We start from the raw sequence: 19,101 nt of genomic DNA, 5'->3' as shown, positions 1-19,101 counted from the left end.
GGGTGGCTTTTTTGTCGGCAGCCATTTTGGATTAAATTGGCACATTGAAGGAATTTTCCGTCTCCGTGTCGAACTGTATGAATAACGATTAATGACGTAAATTTTACAGAGATATCCGGTTTACATTAAAGGATGGGGGGAACTAGCGGATGCATACCGCCGAATTCGCCAGACTATTAAATAGGATTGTAAAGGATTATGAGACCCATATGGAGCAAGAACTGGCTCCCGCGCTGACCATGTCCCAGCTGGCCGTGCTGGAGCTGCTGGAGGCAGAAGGGAGCTTGAAGCCTTCCGATCTGATCCCGTTCCTCGCCACGACGCCGGCTGCGGTGACGATGCTGCTGGACCGGATGGAGCGCGGCGAACTGATTGTGCGTCAGCGGGATGAGGGGGACCGCCGGATCGTATGGGTATCCATTACGGATAAGGGCAAGCAGGAGGCGGAACGGGGGGTTCGGGTGCGCGAACAATACTTGGGCGGTGTGCTGGACCGTATATCGACCCATAATCAACAGCTACTGGTCTACTTGATGGGTAAAATAGCGGGGACCAAATAAATTGGTTGGAAATTGTTTGGAATATTATATATAAATTTTGAGGCTGTTCGTAGTCATCTTTAAGAAAATGACTACGGTCAGCCTCGATTTGTTTACAACCACTCCTCGGTGCCGGATTTGCAATCCTCCGCCACTCGCGCGTAAATTCCTTCATCCCATAGATTCCACGGGTAGGCTCGGGGCGGAAACGAGACGAGATCGACCGGCTCTTTACTCACCGGATGCGGAAAGCCGACGTAGAGCGACCACAGGGCGATCTGCTCGCCGGGTTTATTGACCCCGGCGCCGTATTTCTGGTCCCCGTACAGAGGGCAGCCGAGCGAGCTTAGCTGCACGCGGATCTGGTGTGAACGGCCGGTGTGCAATTTGATTTGCACCAGGCTGAGGCCTTCTTCCGCGGACGTGCCCAGTACGCGGTAATCCAGGACCGCGTCTTTGCCGCCCGGCGTCCCCTTGGGCACGACCGCCACGGTGTTCGTCCGCTCGTCCTTCAGCAGTGTATCGGTCAGCCTACCGCGCTGGGCCGGTGGCTTCCCGCGCACGATCGCCACATACGATTTCTCGAAGCGGCGGGTCCGGACGGCATCCGACAGGCGGGAAGCGGCTTTGGACGTCTTGGCGAAAATCATCGCGCCCCCGACCGGCCGGTCCAGCCGGTGCACGAGTCCGAGATAGACGTTGCCGGGTTTTTGATAACGGATCTTGATATCTTCTTTCAACAGGCTCAGCAGATCGGGATCGCCGCTTGCATCTTCCTGGGTCGGCACATTGACCGGCTTCTCGATCCCGAGCAGATGATTGTCCTCGTATAGAATTGCCATCGAAGGAATGCCTGAGGTGTGCATTTGGCCGGATGGCATAAGCCTATTCCTCCCAGCGGCCCAGAATACCGCACGGCAGATGGAGTCCGGAACGGGTGATCGGCAGCCCGAGCTCGCCGGCGGATATCTTTCCGCCGTACCGCTTCTTCACCGTCATCGACAGAATGTTGTGCAGCACGGTCGGCGAGATGCCGGTCGTATAGGAGTTGATCAGGAAGAACAGCGGGTTGTCCGACAAAATCGGCAGGCACGATTCCACGAACGGATAGAGGCTCGTCTCCAGCTTCCACATCTCGCCGCCCGGTCCCCGGCCGTAGGACGGCGGGTCCATAATAATAGCGTCGTATTGGTTGCCGCGGCGCTGCTCGCGCTGGACGAATTTGAACACATCGTCCGTGATGAAGCGGACCGGACGGTCGCCGAGCCCGGATAAGGCCAAATTCTCCTTCGCCCACTGCACCATGCCTTTGGCCGCGTCGACATGCACGACCGAAGCGCCCGCGGAAGCGGCCGCGACCGTGGCGCCGCCGGTGTAGGCGAACAAGTTGAGCACCTTGATCGGCCGGCCCGCCGCCGCAATCTTGTCCATCATCCAGCGCCAGTTGGCCGCCTGCTCCGGAAACAAGCCCGTGTGCTTGAAATTCGTCGGGCGAATATAAAATTGCAGCCGGTCATAGGATACGGTCCAGCGTTCGGGAATCGTCTTCTTCATTTCCCATTGCCCGCCGCCCGAAGAGCTGCGGTGATAATGGCCGTGAACATCACGCCACTCCCGGTTCTCCTCGTCGATCGGCCAGATGATTTGCGGGTCCGGCCGCCGGAGAACGACATCGCCCCAGCGCTCCAGCTTCTCGCCGTCTCCCGTATCGATAACCTCATAATCTTTCCAGTCGTTTGCTACGTACATGTTTCGATCCTTCCTTCCATTCAAAAGAGCGGCCCGACCGCCATACGCGGGTTGAAGGCCGCCGCCGCTTTCGTTTGAACGATTCCGTTAATTTCAGTTGATTCGCTAGTTATTGTACCTTATTTATCTATTGCCATGCCAGCTTATGCGAAAACTTCATTTATAAAGATTCCGGGGCTTGAGAAAATGAAAGAATCTGTGTTAGTCTTTTCACCAGTAGATACAAGACAAGGGGAGAGAAGCATGCTGCGGCGTTTTTTTTCATATTATCGGCCTTATAAGAAACTGTTTATTCTGGATTTTACCTGCGCGGTCGTAGCCGGACTGCTCGAATTGGGCTTTCCCATCGCGGTGAATGAATTTGTCGACAAGCTGCTGCCGGGCAAGAACTGGTCTCTGATTCTGTGGGCCTGCGTTGCGCTTTTGGGCGTTTACGTGCTGAATACGGCGCTCAATTATATCGTGACCTATTGGGGTCATATGCTAGGGGTCAACATCGAAACGGGCATGCGCAAAAAAATGTTCGAGCATCTGCAAAAGCTGTCGTTCCGCTTCTATGACAATCACAAGACCGGCCATCTGATGTCGCGGATATCCAACGATCTGGACAATATCGGCGAAGTGGCCCATCACGGTCCGGAGGATGTATTTATCGCCGGGATGACCCTGATCGGCTCATTCTTCCTGATGCTGTCGATCAACTGGCAGCTCGCCGTGTTGACGTTTCTGGTCGTTCCGGTGCTCGTGTGGACGGCATTGCATTTTAACGGGAAAATGACGCAGACGTACCGCGGCCTGTTTACGGCGCTTGGAGATTTCAACGCCCGGGTCGAGGAAAATATCGGCGGCATCCGCGTCGTGCAGGCTTTTGCCAACGAGGAGCACGAGAAAGTCCTGTTCGACAAAAACAACCGCAGTTATCGCGCCACCAAGCTGCGGGCTTACAAAATTATGGCCGGAAGCATGTCGGTCAACTATATGCTGATGCGGCTCGTATCTTTGTTTGTCATGATTTGCGGTACCTGGTTCGTCATTCATGGCGAATTGTCATATGGCGAATTCGTCGGCTTCCTGCTGCTGGCCAATGTGTTCGTGCGGCCGATCGAGAAGATCAGCGCGATCATCGAAAGCTATCCCAAAGGCATCGCAGGGTTTAAGCGTTATCTGGAAATCATGGATACCGAGCCTGATGTCGCGGATGCTCCGGATGCGTCAGATGCCGGCTGGCTGCGGGGGGATATTCACTTCGAGGGGGTCAGCTTCGGTTACGAGGAAGGCGCCCATGTGCTTAGCGATATCCATCTGCGGGTGAATGCCGGAGAAACAATCGCCTTTGTCGGTCCGTCCGGAGCCGGGAAAACGACGCTGTGCAGCCTGCTGCCGCGCTTCTACGAGCTGGACGGCGGGAGGATTACGATCGACGGCAAAGACATCCGCGGCATGACGCTGTCATCGCTCCGCCGCAATATCGGAATCGTGCAGCAGGACGTGTACCTGTTCTCCGGCACGATCCGGGAAAATATCGCTTACGGCAAGCTCGGAGCCGGCGACGAGGAGATTTGGGCCGCCGCCCGGCGGGCCCAACTCGAGGATTTCATCCTGGCGCAGCCGGAAGGAATGGACACGGTAATCGGCGAGCGGGGAGTGAAGCTGTCCGGCGGCCAGAAGCAGCGGCTGGCCATCGCCCGGATGTTCCTGAAAAACCCGCCGATTCTGATTCTCGATGAGGCGACCTCGGCGCTCGATACCGAGACGGAGATGGCGATTCAAAAGTCGCTGACCGAGCTGTCGGCGGGACGGACTACACTCGTGATCGCCCACCGGCTGGCGACGATCAAAAACGCCGACCGCATCGTCGTCGTCACCGAGGACGGCATCTCCGAGGAAGGCCGCCATCAGGAGCTGGTCGCTGCCGGCGGCCATTACAGCCGCTTGCATCACGCCCAGTTCGGCGCCCACTCGGTTTAAACGGGCGAGTATTCGTAGTAATCCTGGGCGCGGATCGCCCGGAAACCGACGGATTCATAGAGCTTTTTGGCGTTCGGGTTATTCACCGCGACCTCCAACCAGATGTCGTATCCGTCTTTGTGTTCGCGATCAATAACCTTGCGGAGCGCCGCGCTGCCGACACCTTGCCCGCGGCGGGCCGCCGCGACCGCGAAACCGTAAATCCACGCTTCATTATCGCGCCGGGACACCCGAAGCTTGCCGATCGGTTCTTCGTCCAGAAGCAAAAGCTCGTATTCGGGAAGTTCCAGCCCGATATCCGTATCGTAAACTTCCAATGCTTCTATGAGCGGAATGTCGAACCCTTCATGATCCAGCTTGGCCAGCAGCGGCTTGTCTCCCGATTCGGCACGGCGGAGCTTGATGTCTTGGCGGACGGGGAGCGATTGGTCCAAGCAGGAATCATACTTCATTTGAATTTCGGAATGAGCAAAAGCGCAGGGCACCGACTTCATGAAGGCTTGGCCCGAAACGCTGTTTTCCGGCGTATTCAGAAGAATGACGGAAAAGCGGGATAACGTGCTCTCGTCAAGCGCTTGTTGAAGCAGCGAGGAGAAGATGCCTTGCCTGCGGTAATCGGGATGAACCATTCCGCAGATCTCCAGCGTACTGCCGAATTCATATTTTCCCAAAAAAGCGGCCAGTTTGCCGTCCCTGTATTCAGTTAGGCCCGGCGAGAGGCCCGCCGTCGCCGAGTAAAGCATATCCCAATTGAGTTTCAGGGCGATTCCGTCGTAAAATTCACAGATTTTCTGCAGCTTTTCCACGTCCGAATAATTTATTTGAGCCGTCATGAATGAACCACTTCCTTCCGCATCCAGTTTAGCCGATACAGGGCGAAAGCGGAAGCGGATGTTATCGGAACGATCAGGAGCCTGCCGGGTTGCTTGCGGCGGGCTTGGCATTGTTCTTCTTCCCCCGAACGGCGGACGCGCCCCAATAAATCGCCGGAATCACAATTTCCCCCACAAGCAAGAACGGACCAAAGTAATAGGCCATAAAAGTGCCGAGTTCCGTATGTGACCTGGCGATTACGATGGATAAGACGCCGATGAAAGCGACGATAGGCAGGGCAAGCGGCTTATTATCCTTGATCCCGGTCAACTGCGATATGCAGATCACTGCACTAAAGCTCAAATATGAGATTTTGACGAAGATACTGGTCAGCCATAAAATGATCAGGATCGGGTCAAGCGTTTCGATAAATGAACCGGCGCGGATAAACCGGATGAGCTCCACATCGGGGTACAATAAATTCGGCGCCAGCTCCTCTCCGAAGGTCAGCAGGACGGGAATTAGATGCGACATGATGATCACCAGCGCCACTATTGTGGTGATGAAATACGAGCGCATGATTTTTTTCGGCTCCCGCAAATAGGGATAGAGCAAAAAGAGAAAAGACAGTTCTCCGAACATGGTCAAATTATAATAAACTCCTCGCCCCAAATCGGTAAAATTGAAATGGGTAGCCAGCGCGATCAGAGCGTCCCCTTCGATTTCTTTCATGGCAAGGAACGGAATGATCAAGGCGGCCAGCGCACTGATCATAAAAATACCTTGCGCCGCGCGGAAAATGCTGGTTAATCCGGATCTTACCGCATAAGCGATACATATGGCGAAAATAAGCACAACCGCCCAGGACGGTGTATTGATTAAATATACCGTAAGCAGATAATCGGACATTTGCCGCAGATTGACGGCGGATAAGAGGATTTTTATAAGCACGATATACAGAATCAATACCGCGTTCGGAATTCGGCCCACAAGTTGGCCGCCGAATTCCGTTAGAAATTCGTCCGGCCGCGAAGAGGCAACTTTGTATGAGGGGTATACAAGCACTAGGGACAGCAAGCCGCCGGCAATTGTAGCCAGCGGCGCCGTAAAATGGCTGCTTGCGATCAGAGTGCCCTGCAAAAAAGCGTTGGCCGTCGTGAACAGATGCAAATTAAAGAGGGAAAATATTTGGGGAGCAGTTACACTTTTTTGCATCGAACGATTCCTCCTTGGTTAAGATGCGCCGAGCATGCGCATGACCGAAGTAACCATATCATGGGTCATGGTCGCAACATTCCAGTGTTTATGCAAGCGATATTGTGCGATCGACATGACCAATAGGCAAAAAGTAATGACCAGAACGATCCATCGTTCGCGGCGCTTCGATTTCTGTTTGCGCTGATAATTCCAGTCATAGGCCATGATCAAGACATACATCAGACCGATCCAAATCATTCAATTCACCGCCCGCTTGATTATAGGTCCTTCTCCTGGGTAATGGAATGCAATTCAGCCCCGGTTCGTTTCACGGTAACATCCGCTTCGACTTCGATGGGGAGCTGGTCGGCATAATAACTTTTCCATTCCCCTTTAATCCGCCTCCAGGCGGTCGGATATCTCCAATCCAGATACTGGCTCATGATAAAGGCGTCGGACTTCGCTTGCCGCGTTTTGGAAATGACCTGATTCAGCCTTTCTTTGATCGTCTTCGCGTACGCTTCCTGCAATCGCAACAGTATTTCCTCCCTTGTCAGGTCAAGCTCCGATAAGGATGAAAGGAGGTAGGCGTCGGCGCTCGTTTTGATTTTAAACGAGATCGCCCCGCCTTTTACGACGGGCAAAATTTTTGTTTTAATCCCCTGCGCCAAGGCATCGATCTGCTTGCCGTCGGTCGGCGACGAGACGCTAATGATGGACGATTTCAGCTGTGAGCTGATCCAGAGCGCTCCTCGGAGTTCATCATCATTCAATTGGATGTCCGACATTTTCCCCCCGCTCATAATGGCGGCCCCGCCAGAACTCAGCCATTCGCCCTTTTCGGGCTTTGCCGCCCCGACCCCGGCTTTGGGATTGAATTTGAGCAGCGGCAGCAGAATGTCACCGCCCTTGTACCTGGCCATCAGCATATCCTTCGCCGTCGTGTCCAACGTGAAGCTTTTGCCGACGTATTTGCGCAATATGTCCGAAATGAACCGCTCGAAAACGGTCGGAGTTTTGACGATCTCGGTCCCTTTGTCTTGGGTCACGAAGATATTGGAGCTGAGATGGAACGCGGGCTGGCGGGAGATAAACTCCAGAACCGGGTCCACTCCCTTTTGGGCGTATTCCCGCCCGAGCACGACGATCCGCGTTTGCCCGAAGGTGACCGATCTCGAGAGATCGGCTTGGATCCGTTCCAGAGCTTCGGCAATGCTTGAGTCCGTCTTGCTTACGAATGTATAGGGAGATCCCGTAGTTTCTCCTCCGCCTCCGCCGGCCGACCCGGGGATCATCCGGTTCGGCAGGAAGAAACCGAGTGTTAATTCGGTTTGACCGTTATCCGCCAGGTCGACGATCATCATATTGACGAACGCCCGGTTATTGAGTTCTTCGGCCGACCAGCAGCCGCAAAGCCCCGTCAACAGGACAACGGCCATGCCGGCCTTGAGCCAGGCCAATAGTCTGTGGTTCATGTCGTCTCATCCTTTGTCCTTTGCCCAGCCGCGGGCATTGTTCTTTTGCCGGACGGCATTGTCTGTAGTATTCAGCGGCCGTTTATTCATGCTGTGCCATGGCGCCCTGACCAACGTGTCGTTCAAATCCGCTTTGACGATCGGAGCCAGCGGAGACAGATAGGGGACGCCGAATGAATTCAAATTAATCAGATGGATATATATGAGAATCAGCGCGCAGGCGATCCCGTACAACCCGAACATCGAGGCCAGAAACATGATCGGAAAGCGCAGCAGCCGAAACGACAACCCCAAATCGAAATGCGGAATAATGAAGGAGGCGATCCCGGTTAAGGATACGATGATGACCATCGCCGCCGATACAATGCCTGCTTCCACGGCCGCGGTTCCGATAATCAGCGCCCCGATAATGGAGACGGCCTGACCGATCGATTTGGGAATGCGCACCGACGCTTCGCGGAGGGCCTCGAACGCCAGCTCCATGAGGAATGCCTCGAACAAAGCGGGAAACGGCACGATTTCGCGGGAGGCGGCGATCGTGCGCAAAAACTGCGCGGGAATCATTTCCGGATGAAACGTCGTGATGGCGATGTAAAGTGAAGGCAGCACCAAAGAGTTAAACGCAAAAAAATAGCGAATCCAGCGAATCCATGTCGCGGCGACATACCGCTGGAAGTAATCCTCCGCGGACTGCAGCAGCATCGGCAGCGTAACGGGCGCCAGCAGAGCCGACGGCATTCCGTCGAGCAGAAGCGCGACTCTTCCCTCCAGCAGGGCGCCCGCGACGACATCCGGCCGCTCCGTATACTGAATTTGCGGAAAAGGGGAATAAGGATTGTCCTCAATCGACTCTTCCAGATAGGACGATCCCAGAATGCCGTCCATTTGGATATACGAAAGCCGGCGCTTGATTTCTTTTACCAGTTCGGGTTTGCAGACGCCTTCCATATATGCGATCACGAGATCCGTTTCGGTCTTTTCCCCCATAATCTGGGCTTCGGTCTTGAAGTTCTTGGTTTTCAATCGTCTGCGTACGAGGGTGAGATTGATCTCCAGATCCTCGATGAACGCTTCCCTTGGTCCGCGGATGACGGCTTCATTCGGCGGTTCGTCGACCGAGCGGGTAGGATAGCTCGAGATGGAGAAGGTCATCATCCGACGGTCCCCGTCGACAAGCAGAAGCACACCCGCGTCCAAGATCGCGGCAAGCCCGTCGTTCAGATCATTGATAACCTTGGTATTGGATACGGATAAGCCCTTGTCTTCGAACAGGAAATGATAAATATCGCTATCGCTGTCGATCAGTTCGTCCGCTTTTTCCTGCAAGCTTCTTATGATGAAGTCCTGCGCCGTAGCTTGGCTGATCAATCCTCGGATGTAAATCACCGCGCAGTCTTGACCGGTCGATAAGGAAAACTCTCTGAAAATAACATCCGAGCACTTATCGAATTCTTGCTTAAACCAGGCAAGCTTGTCCGGAAGCGCCGGACCGATATCGGGTGCGGAATCGGGTTTATTTGCCTGCTGACCGCCGGATTTCATGGATGTTTTGCCTCCGGACCGTGAATTTCGTTGCGGCCGTCTCCAGAGTGGCATTCGTGGCTTCCTCCCTTCGCGAACAATTTGCTTTATATAAAATTCTCTGGAAACAGGAAAATTATTCTGCGTATTTACATCAAATGCAGACTTTGGAACTATTTATTTCGCTATCCCTTTATTCGATATTTAAGGTATAGGGAAATACCAAGGCGGAGGAGGGGACGATGAATGAAAACCCATGTCATGGAGCTGCAGGACGGGGATCGGCTGAAGGACGATGTATTCAACCGGGCCGGACTCCATGTTCTTCCCAAAGGAACGAGTATACATAAAGAAGAAATCGCGCTGCTTATCAGACAAAGCATCCATTATGTCGACGTTGAGCCGGGAGAGGATGGTGATTCTCTGTCCGGCCTGGACCGGGAGGATTTTGCGAAAAGGCTGAAGGATAATTTCGAACGGACCTTGCTGGGCTACCAATCGATCTTTTTGGAGGCGTTGACGGCGGGGAAATTCAATGAGTCCATGGTTGAAGAGAAATTGAAGCCGCTGTTTGAAATTATCGACCAGAAGAAGGATGTCGTATCTTTGCTGATCATGTTCGGGGAAGAAGACGGCAATTTGTATAATCATTCTTTGCAGGTGGGGCTTATGGCCTACTATATCGCTTCCTGGTTGGGATATACCCGTGAGGAATGCCTTGAAATCAGCAAAGCCGGGTGCCTTCACGACATCGGCAAAAGCAGGCTCAAGAAGGAACTGAGAAATTATACAGGGCCGTTCAATGAAGCGCAGTGGGATGAAGTAAAGCGGCATACGCGTTACGGCTATGAAATTATTCGCGACTCTATGCCGGATGAGGTGCCGGCGCTGGTGGCGCTGCAGCATCACGAGCGTGAAGACGGAACCGGTTATCCGCAGGGCCTTAGGGCGGACGAGATCCATCCATACGCCAAGATCGTCGCGGTCGCCAACACCTACGTAGAGTTGACGACCCGGGATAAAGGAAAGGGAAAAGCCGGCTTGCTTTCCATGCTCCGCGAAGTTTACGAACTCGGCTTCGGAGAGCTGAACGAGAAAGTCGTTCAGGCGCTTACCCGCCATCTGCTGCCGCATTTCATCGGCAAGCAGGCCCAACTCAGCAACGGCGAGACGGCAACCATCGTCTGGAACAATCCGAGCGATTTCTTCCGGCCGCTTGTTCAAGTCAAGGACCGGTTCCGCGATTTGTCTGTCGAGCGCGAGATTGAGCTGAAAGAGATTTTTATATGAAGATTGTTTGTACATAACAAGGCCGGCCCCCGTTTTTCGGGGGCCGGCTCTTTTTTGGCTTGGGCACTTAAGGCCGCTGATCTGGTTATTCGAGCAGGCCCAGCTCCTTGTAAATGTCGATCGTGACCACGCCGGTTTCGGGCAGGCTGCGGTCATGCTGGAATTTCCGCAAGGCGGCAGTCGTGTCGCCGCGGAATTTGCCGTTGGATAATCCTTGGAAATATCCCGCGCTTTTCAGGCGGGATTGGATCAATTGGACATCTCCGCCGACATCCCCTTCGGCCAGATTGCGGGGCTCCTGATTCGGATCGCCGAGCACATGGCCGAAGATGGTTACTTTGGTGCCGACGGGGATCAGTTCGTACAGCTCAAGCACATCGCGGTTATGCATACGGATGCAGCCGTGGCTGAGATGCTGGCCGATGGAATATGGGCGGTTCGTGCCGTGAATGCCGTATGTTCCCCAGGGCACGTTGAGTCCGAGCCAGCGCGGACCGAAGGCCGGGCCCCAATTCCTTCCCTTGTAGACGATCTTGAATTCGCCTACCGGGGTCGGTGTGGAAAGATTGCCGACCGCCACCCGGTACTTCTTGAAGGGCTGTCCCTGAGCCAGCACGATCAGCCGATGGCCGGAAGGATAAACCTCGATGGTCAATAGTCCTTCGTCCGAAGTGATCGGCAGGGAGGGATCAGGCCGGGCAAGGGAAGCCTCCGCAAACGGTGCATCCAGCCCGGAAAACATAACAGCTAATGTAAAGATGATAAAATAGCGCCGAAACCGGCAGAGCGTAGTTTGTGTCATGTGTTAATCCCCGATAAACTTTAGTTATGGTTGGGAGTAGCTTTGCCCGGGACAACGATTTTCATTCTTCCCGTGCCTTGTTCTTTTCCGGCTTCATGATACACTAAAGAGTGATTACGGAGAAGGAGAATCGGAGCGGATGAACTACGAAGACATGGACTTCAAAATATCGCAGGAAAGCGCGGATTATGAGGCGCAATCGAATCTGGTCGTCAAAAATATCGAAGCTGTCATTAAAGACAGCATTGCGAACCAAAGAAACAAAATTGTGCTCAATACGAATTTGAAGCTGGGCCTGCCTTTGGAAAATATCAACAAAATTGCCGGTCCGATGATGGAAGCCTGGGCCGCGGAAATTTTTACGGATGTCAGGGACGATGTGGACAACCCTTACCGGCTGATCAATGTCGATGCCCAACCCCGGCTGGGGATGGCGGATATCGTATTGCAATTCAAACAAGGAAGCTCCGTTTTCACCGGAAATGTCGACGTGAAGGCGACGGCGGGCGACATTTTGAAATCGGGACGCGGGCCGAATATTACCTCGTTTAGCCGGATTAGAACCGCCTATGTGGAAAATCCCGATTTTATGTTCATTATTTTAAGCCTGAAGCATAAAGTGTACTCCGTCCGCAACGAGGAAACGCTGCTGATGGACGGAATCATGGAAATTACCGACTATCACGCGTATGATCTGAAGTTTATCAGCGACGGGGATATCAGCTATAATCCGGCGCTCGGCTCGGGTCAGATTCAGATCAAGGACATTCATTATATTACCTACCAGCACAGAACCACTTGGGAATTTTGCCGGCTGCTTGACGCGAAATATTTACGGAGCTCGCGGCGGACCATGGACGACTGGTACAGGGAGGCCGTCAAATACAAATGGATAAAGAGTTGAAGCTGGAAGCGATTTGCGGCGACAGTCTGGAGATCATGAGGGGGATGGATTCCGAATCCGTGGATTTGATCGTGACCGATCCTCCTTACAATTTGTCCAAGGATTACGGGAATACGAAAGACAATTTGGAATTTGAGGAGTATTTGGATTTTTCCAGGAAGTGGCTGTCGGAATGCAAGCGGCTGCTAAAAAAAGATGGAACCATCTATGTTTTTATGGGTGTTAGGTACATTTCCTATATTTACGCCATCCTCGAGCGGGAGCTTGGGTTCGAGTTCAACTCCTGGATCACTTGGTATTATACGCAGGGCATCGGGAAGACAAAGGGCTTCAGCCCGCGGCATGACGATATTCTTATGTTCACGAAATCGAAGAAGTTCAATTTCTATCTCGACCAGGTCCGGGTACCGCAAAAATATTACCGTAGCGTCAACAATATGCGGGGCGCGAATCCGGGGAATGTGTGGGAATTCAGCCATGTGCACTACTGCCAGACGAGCCGTCAGCCGCATCCGACCCAGAAGCCCGAAGGGCTGTACGAACGGATGATTCTCGCCAGCTCGAAGGAGGGGGACACGGTGCTTGATCCGTTTGTGGGCAGCGGCACCGCGCTCAGGGTGTGCCAGCAAACCGGCAGAAACGGGATCGGCATCGATATCAACCGCGAATATATCGACATGGCAAACGAACGGCTCAATCAGGAATTTAACGGATTCGACAGCATCGACGACCGGTTTGAGCGGGTGCCGAACGATTTGAACGAGCGGGAAATCCGGCGGGAATATATCCGCAATCATATAACCTGGTTTCTGGAGCATCACCGGGGTTCGCTGGATGCGTTCGTCGCTTCCGTCAAGGAGAAATACGGGCAGAAGATGGATGCGGAGGAGCTGGGTGAGTTGGAGAGCCTCGTCCGGAACAAGGTTAAACCGGCCAATAAGCCGGCGCTTAAAATTCGCGGCGATCAGCCGAAGAAGGAGCAGGTTGAACAAATCGAGTTTCTGTAAAAAAGAAAGAGGGCCGAAAATCGGCAATAAGAATCCGGAATGATAAAATCGGAGTCGCTTTCTCAGGAATAAGCCTGTGGAGCGGCTCCTTTTTAATAGAATTCTCATTTGGAGGGTGGACAATATTTTGCGATAATAAAGGTGGATATGCAGTAGAAGCAGAATACTACTATCAACATGAAATTTCGGGAGAGGATTTGCTTGTCGGAAAAAACGGTGCAACGATACTGGCCGGATTGGAACGGAGAAATCAACGAGGGCGACAGCGGCTGGAACAATACGACCCGTTATGTCGAGAATAAAGGCTTGAACTGTGTACTGAGAATTTACGAAACCCATCGCGACCGGAAGAAAATCGCTTTTGAACATGAAGTTCTGGAACGGATCCGGGAGCTATCGCTTCCGTTTCAAACTCCGGTTCCCGTGAAAACGCCGGACGGGGAAACGATCATACCGCTGGAGGACGGCAGCGGGCGCTTCGCCTGTCTGTTTGAATACATCGAAGGAGTCTCTCCGAAGGAAGGCCGTTTCAAGGCGGCGTACGGCTTCGGAGCGGCGACGGCCGAACTGGTCAAAGCGCTGGCCGGAGTCAAGACGGAGCTTGCGCCCGTCTATCGCCCGTATTATGAATTGCAGCAGTCTTATCCGTTATGTACCTACGATGCGGTCCTGGCGTTTTGCGATGAACCCCCGGCAGCGTTCCGGGAACTGCGCGGCAGCATCTTTGTGCTTAAGGACGCTTACGAACAGATCCACGACCGTCTCCGCGATTTGAGCAAGCTGCCGCGGCAGCTGGTGCATGGAGACCTCAACCCTTCAAACCTGCTCGTAAGGGAGGGGCATGAGGACGAGATTGCGGCGCTGCTTGATTTTGAATTTTGTACCCGCGACATAAGAGCGATGGAGCCCGCGGTCGTCATATCCGATCTGCTGGGCTATGAAGGCAAGAAGGAGCTTATCCGCCATTTTTGCGAAGGCTTCGGCTCCCGTTTGCGCCTTGCCCCGGAGGAGATTTCGGCCATACCGGTGCTGATGCGGCTGCGGAAGGTCGATGTCTTCCTGCATTTCCTGAGCCGTTATTTGAACGGGACGGACGGGACAAAGGCGCTGCGCGCGCAGATTCTGGCGTTGGCCGGAGAATTGGAGAGCTTGAAACAGGATGAAATTTGGATTCGCGAAATGCTGCGGGAATATTTGCTGGATTGGCTGGTTTGAGTACTCTTGAAACGAAGGAAAACCGGAGTAACCGCAAACAAGAATCACGAAAGAATGGGGAAAGTAACCATGAATTTGCCAGTTTTAAATAATCACCCGGGGATCGGGAGTCCCGGGAAAGACCGCCCCGGCGACGGGGCGGCCGATGATTTCTTGTACGAGGACTTGACTCCGAAAAGCAATGCCGATGAAGACGGACAATATGCGGAAGCGATAACCTGGGCGTTAAATAATGAAGAAATTAAGAATATCGCGCTAACGGGGCCCTACGGCTCCGGCAAAAGCAGTCTAATCAAGACATATATCAAGCAGCATGGGGATAAGCACCGCTTTTTGAACATATCCTTGGCTACTTTTAAAGAAGAGACCGTATCCGAAGGCGTTCTGGAAAAAAGTATTCTTCAGCAAATGATCTACAAAGTACATAATGATAAACTTCCGTATTCCCGCTTCAAGCGAATCAAGCATAACCGGAAAATGTCGCTGCATTCTTTTATTTCCAGCTTACTTTTGTTCATGCTGCTGCTTATCATCGTGATCAAACCCGATTCCGTACAAAATTGGCTGGAACATACCGCAATCATGAAAAGCGTCAGCAGCGGAAATTCCTTATTTATCGGTGCTACTCTTTTTTCGGCTGTGCTGCTTATAGTGGGAGTATCGTACATATTGGCCAAGCTCTTTGATTTGGTCGGGAAAAATATCAATCTGCGCAAAGTCAGCACCCCGAACATCACGATCGAACTCGACAGCCATCCGGAAAGCTCGATTTTTCACAAATATTTGGACGAAATCATTTATTTTTTTGAAGCGACCGATTACGATGTCGTAGTGTTCGAAGATTTGGACCGGTTTGAAAATCTGGATATTTTCGAAAATTTGCGCGAGCTCAACACGCTGCTCAACAATTCCGAGCAAATTAACCGGCGCGTTGTATTTATTTATGCCGTGAAGGACGATATGTTCGGGTCTCCGTCCGAAGGCGGCGCGGCTAAGCGGGACAATATGTTCAGCAGCCGCAACCGGACGAAATTTTTCGACTACATCCTTCCCGTCATTCCCGTAATCAATTCGTCCAACTCCGGAGAAAAGCTGTACGAGAAATTACAGAAATCGGATTATGGCAAGAGGGTCAGCCGAGAACTTATTAATGACGTAACCGTCTATATCGACGACATGCGAATATTGATCAATATATGCAATGAATTCGCCACTTACGTCAAAAAACTCGGCAGCAACGCCTTGAATCACAACCAGCTGTTCGCCATGATCGTCTACAAAAATATATACCCGGCCGATTTTGCCGACCTGTTAATGAACCGGGGCATGGTTTACGGCGCCTTTACTAGAAAAAACGAAGCCGTCGATACGGAAGTCCGCTCCATTGCGGCAGAGATGGACCGAATCGAATCCGATTTGGTGCAACTCGAGAAGGAGACGCTGGACAGCGTCGAAGAGTTGAGGCTTGTCTATTTAAAAGCGATCGGGTTCGGCGTGCCTAACAATTACCAAGGCTATCATATATTATTGGATGACACCCGATATGATCTCGGAACGATGCCGGGGGCCGATTTTTTTGCGAAACTGGCTTCAGCGACGAAAGTGACATTCCAAATGAACAGGGGAACAAGCGGTCATAACATCGAGGACAACAGAAAGCAAATCGACACGGTGTTCAATACCAAGCGAAGCTACCTGGAGCGGGAAAGAATCATCGGTATCAAAGAACGGGAAGCGGCCGAATCGTTGAAGCTGCGGTTGGAAGCGCTGAACCGGACCAAAGGCGAAGCTTCCGCCTGGTCGCTGAAAGAGATGATCGCCCGGCGCCCGGAAGCGATATTTAACGGGGGAATCGGCAGCGAAAAGCTGCTGATCTATCTTCTGCGGCAGGGGTATATTGACGAAATGTACCCTAATTATATTACTTATTTTTATCCGGGAAGCTTGACTAGCGGCGATATGAGATTTATTCGCAGCGTCAAGGATCGGGAGGCTTTGCCGGCAAATCATAAATTGCATCGGATGGACGGCATCCTGGATAGATTGTTTATCGATGAATTCAAGCGGCCGGAAATTCTCAATTTCGATTTGGTTGACTACATTATATCCGGCAAGGATTACCCGCACTTCCTGGAGGCTATCTTCACTCAATTGGCCAACGAAAGCGAGTCTTCCTGGGAGTTCATCGACCGGTACAGGAAGGTGACCGAACATAAAGCCGAGTTCATCCGATTGCTGTGCCGCAAATGGAATCATTTCTGGGACTATGTCGAGCGAAATTCCAAGCTATCGGATAAAACCAAAGACGAGTATTTGGCCGAAATTATTGCATACGCGGATGAGGATGATCTTCACGCCTTGAATCAGCAAGAGGATTTGGCCGGGTCGATCTCCGGCAGAAGCTACTTTCCGGCGCTGTTTCATGATTCAATGATCCATCCGAAGGTTCAAGCGGCCATGCTTGCGCTGCAGGTGAGGTTTATGAATCTGGATGAAGCCGTGAGGGAAAGCCCGCTGCTCGATTTTATCTATGAAAATCAGCTTTACATACTAAATCCCGAAATGGTGCGGTTTATCCTGCACGATACCGTAAAGGGCAACCCGTGGAGCTATTCGGCCATAACCCGGTCGGGTCAGCAGCAACTGATCGACCGGGTAGAAAACAATATTAATCAGTACGTAGAACAGATTTTTATTAAGATGGGCGTGGACGATGAAAGCGAACAGACCTTACTGCACCTGTTAAACCGGGATGATTTGGATCAGGTACTCAAGTATGAAATTATTAATTTGCAGCAGGTGCGTATATCGGATATTTCGCTTGTGTGGGAAGAGCTATGGGGAAAATTAATGAATTCGCGTAAGCTGATTCCCGTATGGCACAACGTCCTTCAATATTATGAATCCCAAAAGAAAACCGTTGATGATGCGCTGGTCCATTATTTATCGGATGAAGGGATATGTAAGGAATTATCCCTCAGCCCATTGCGGGATGCCGAGGATTTCGATGATGAACTGCGAGAGCAATTGACGTTCGATTTGATCGAATGTGATGAAATACCCGATCCGTTGTTTGAAGTGCTAGCGGGGAGCTTATACAAATTGGATACATACCCGATCGGGGAACTGTCCGAGGATCGGGTACGGATCATGGTTCACACCGGTATGCTGCTCTTTACCGCGGACAGCTTCGCGGCCCTGAAACAGCATTTTCGTCCGCTTCATTTGAAATTAATCGAGCAGGACCCAAGGACATATGCCGCAGGGCCGGACGCATTTCCGCTTGACGCGGCCGATCAGGTCTATCTGCTGAACTCGCCCGATCTGGATGCGGACATCAAGGAGCTTATCTATCAGCGTGCGGACAACCATGCGGCGGCAGGAAATGCCCGACTGGCGGAGGCGATGGTCACCCATGTTCTACGGCAAAAGCATGTACTTGAGAAAGAGCGCCTGATCCCGTTGTTTGACGCGGACATAGACCTCGCGCCGAAGCTGGAGCTGCTGAACAGCCAGCTTGAGAAGCTGGATAATGAGACGATTACCGAGTGTCTGCACAAGCTGGGCGAGCCGTATTCTTTGCTTACAGAGCCGAGAAAAAGGCCGCATTTGGGCAATACAGCGCTAAATCGCACATTACTGGCCAAGCTCGAAGAGAAAAAGTACATTTCCTCCTGGAAACAAGCCGGCGACGTAATCTTGCAAGTGAACACAAAACATAAAATATGAAGCTAAGCGGTGGCCCCTGCCCAATGAACGAATTGGGCGGGCGCCGTGCCTTCCTCCCATGCCCAGAATTAAGCCACGGTGAAGCGCGATTCATATTGAACGATTCCATAGGGCGTGATATAATTTCTCGAAACAGGAGATGATCTGATGAATTCTAAACTGTCTTTTGAACCGTTGAACAGGCATAGGCTGGTCGACGATGTGGTCAATCAGCTGCAGAAGAGAATATCCGAGGGCGGGCTGCAGCCGGGCGACAAAATTCCGACCGAACCGGAACTGATGGAGCAATTCGGTGTCGGACGGTCCACGATCCGCGAGGCGGTAAGGGTGCTGGTTCATGCCGGATTGCTGGAGAAAAGACAGGGATTCGGCACCTATTTGAAGGTAAGCCCGGTCATCCAGGAGCCGCTGGCGCAAAGGCTGAAACGGGCGGAAATCCTCGAAGTCTATGAAGTCAGAAAAATGCTGGAGCTGGAGACGGCAAGACTTGCGGCCGGGCGGCGGGAAGAGAAGGATTTGCAGGCGATGCGCGATTGCCTGGACCGGAGAATGGCCGCGCTAAACGAAGACGATATGGAGGCTTACCTGCTTGCGGACATCGATTTCCATCTGTCCGTGGCCGTCGCCAGTAAAAACAGTGTCGCCGCCGATTTGTTCCGCACATTTTCTTCCGTGCTGCTGGACGCGCTGCGGAATTTGGTTAAAGACCGGAATGTGCATGACCCACATGTTGCGTACCATGAAAGCTTATATACCGCGATTCTGGAGCGGGACGCGGATGCGGCCGAGCAGTGGACGCTGATGAATCTGGATGGCACCGTTCAGCAATTGAAGAAAAAGATGCGGCAAGACTAGCCTAGCAAAATGTTCACTCATAAACATCAGATGATAA

The 19,101-nt window shown here is 52.4% G+C and carries 16 protein-coding genes; 8 read left to right on the top strand and 8 right to left on the bottom strand.

Annotation, left to right across the window (positions count from 1 at the left end; all coding sequences use genetic code 11):
- Nucleotides 1–149: 149 nt before the first annotated feature.
- Nucleotides 150–560: a MarR family winged helix-turn-helix transcriptional regulator gene (locus tag V3851_RS00260; protein ID WP_331844492.1), complete on the top strand. Its 411-nt coding sequence runs from the start codon at nt 150–152 to the stop codon at nt 558–560.
- A gap of 92 nt (nt 561–652) precedes the next feature.
- Here the strand turns inward: V3851_RS00260 and V3851_RS00255 are convergent, their stop codons facing one another.
- Entirely contained in the window at nt 653–1,420 is a 768-nt protein-coding gene (locus V3851_RS00255; RefSeq protein WP_331844491.1) for an RluA family pseudouridine synthase, read from the bottom strand.
- Nucleotides 1,421–1,424: 4 nt separating this feature from the next.
- Complete coding sequence (locus tag V3851_RS00250) at nt 1,425–2,288, bottom strand: class I SAM-dependent methyltransferase (protein ID WP_331844490.1); 864 nt, start codon at nt 2,286–2,288, stop codon at nt 1,425–1,427.
- Between the two features lie 243 nt (nt 2,289–2,531).
- Here V3851_RS00250 and V3851_RS00245 point away from each other — a divergent pair, with 243 nt between their 5' ends.
- A complete protein-coding gene (locus V3851_RS00245) occupies nt 2,532–4,256 on the top strand; it encodes an ABC transporter ATP-binding protein (RefSeq protein ID WP_331844489.1) in 1,725 nt (574 codons plus the stop codon).
- Here V3851_RS00245 and V3851_RS00240 read toward each other — a convergent pair.
- From V3851_RS00240 to V3851_RS00220, 5 genes are all read right to left on the bottom strand, one after another.
- The gene (locus V3851_RS00240) at nt 4,253–5,089 is read right to left on the bottom strand and encodes a GNAT family N-acetyltransferase (protein WP_331844488.1); all 837 of its coding nucleotides are present in this window, start codon (nt 5,087–5,089) and stop codon (nt 4,253–4,255) included. The two genes, V3851_RS00245 and V3851_RS00240, sit on opposite strands and share 4 nt — an antisense overlap.
- Nucleotides 5,090–5,162: 73 nt before the next feature.
- Entirely contained in the window at nt 5,163–6,284 is a 1,122-nt protein-coding gene (locus V3851_RS00235; RefSeq protein ID WP_331844487.1) for a GerAB/ArcD/ProY family transporter, read from the bottom strand.
- 18 nt (nt 6,285–6,302) lie between these two features.
- Nucleotides 6,303–6,524, bottom strand: a complete 222-nt coding sequence (locus V3851_RS00230) for a hypothetical protein (RefSeq protein ID WP_331844486.1) — start codon at nt 6,522–6,524, stop codon at nt 6,303–6,305.
- Nucleotides 6,525–6,544: 20 nt separating this feature from the next.
- Nucleotides 6,545–7,741: a Ger(x)C family spore germination protein gene (locus V3851_RS00225; RefSeq protein ID WP_331844485.1), complete on the bottom strand. Its 1,197-nt coding sequence runs from the start codon at nt 7,739–7,741 to the stop codon at nt 6,545–6,547.
- Between the two features lie 6 nt (nt 7,742–7,747).
- The gene (locus tag V3851_RS00220) at nt 7,748–9,283 is read right to left on the bottom strand and encodes a spore germination protein (protein ID WP_331844484.1); all 1,536 of its coding nucleotides are present in this window, start codon (nt 9,281–9,283) and stop codon (nt 7,748–7,750) included.
- 225 nt (nt 9,284–9,508) lie between these two features.
- On the opposite strand from V3851_RS00220, the gene V3851_RS00215 reads away from it, so the two are divergent.
- On the top strand, nt 9,509–10,552 hold the full coding sequence (locus V3851_RS00215) for an HD-GYP domain-containing protein (protein ID WP_331844483.1): 1,044 nt from the start codon (nt 9,509–9,511) through the stop codon (nt 10,550–10,552).
- Between the two features lie 85 nt (nt 10,553–10,637).
- On the opposite strand, the gene V3851_RS00210 is transcribed toward V3851_RS00215, so the two are convergent.
- Nucleotides 10,638–11,294: a L,D-transpeptidase family protein gene (locus tag V3851_RS00210; RefSeq protein ID WP_331845223.1), complete on the bottom strand. Its 657-nt coding sequence runs from the start codon at nt 11,292–11,294 to the stop codon at nt 10,638–10,640.
- Between the two features lie 199 nt (nt 11,295–11,493).
- Here V3851_RS00210 and V3851_RS00205 point away from each other — a divergent pair, with 199 nt between their 5' ends.
- From V3851_RS00205 to V3851_RS00185, 5 genes are all read left to right on the top strand, one after another.
- On the top strand, nt 11,494–12,258 hold the full coding sequence (locus V3851_RS00205) for a hypothetical protein (protein ID WP_331844482.1): 765 nt from the start codon (nt 11,494–11,496) through the stop codon (nt 12,256–12,258).
- Nucleotides 12,243–13,265, top strand: coding sequence for a DNA-methyltransferase (locus V3851_RS00200; RefSeq protein WP_331844481.1), 1,023 nt, complete (start codon nt 12,243–12,245; stop codon nt 13,263–13,265). Before V3851_RS00205 ends, V3851_RS00200 begins: the two co-directional genes overlap by 16 nt.
- A 201-nt stretch (nt 13,266–13,466) precedes the next feature.
- Entirely contained in the window at nt 13,467–14,480 is a 1,014-nt protein-coding gene (locus V3851_RS00195) for a phosphotransferase (protein WP_331844480.1), read from the top strand.
- Between the two features lie 69 nt (nt 14,481–14,549).
- The gene (locus V3851_RS00190) at nt 14,550–18,209 is read left to right on the top strand and encodes a YobI family P-loop NTPase (protein ID WP_331844479.1); all 3,660 of its coding nucleotides are present in this window, start codon (nt 14,550–14,552) and stop codon (nt 18,207–18,209) included.
- Between the two features lie 147 nt (nt 18,210–18,356).
- Nucleotides 18,357–19,064: a FadR/GntR family transcriptional regulator gene (locus tag V3851_RS00185; protein ID WP_331844478.1), complete on the top strand. Its 708-nt coding sequence runs from the start codon at nt 18,357–18,359 to the stop codon at nt 19,062–19,064.
- Nucleotides 19,065–19,101 lie beyond the last annotated feature (37 nt).

Source organism: Paenibacillus haidiansis (assembly GCF_036553665.1).
Lineage (GTDB): Bacteria > Bacillota > Bacilli > Paenibacillales > Paenibacillaceae > Fontibacillus > Fontibacillus haidiansis.
Note: the sequence above shows the minus strand (reverse complement) of the source record. Positions and strands in the feature narration are given on the sequence as shown.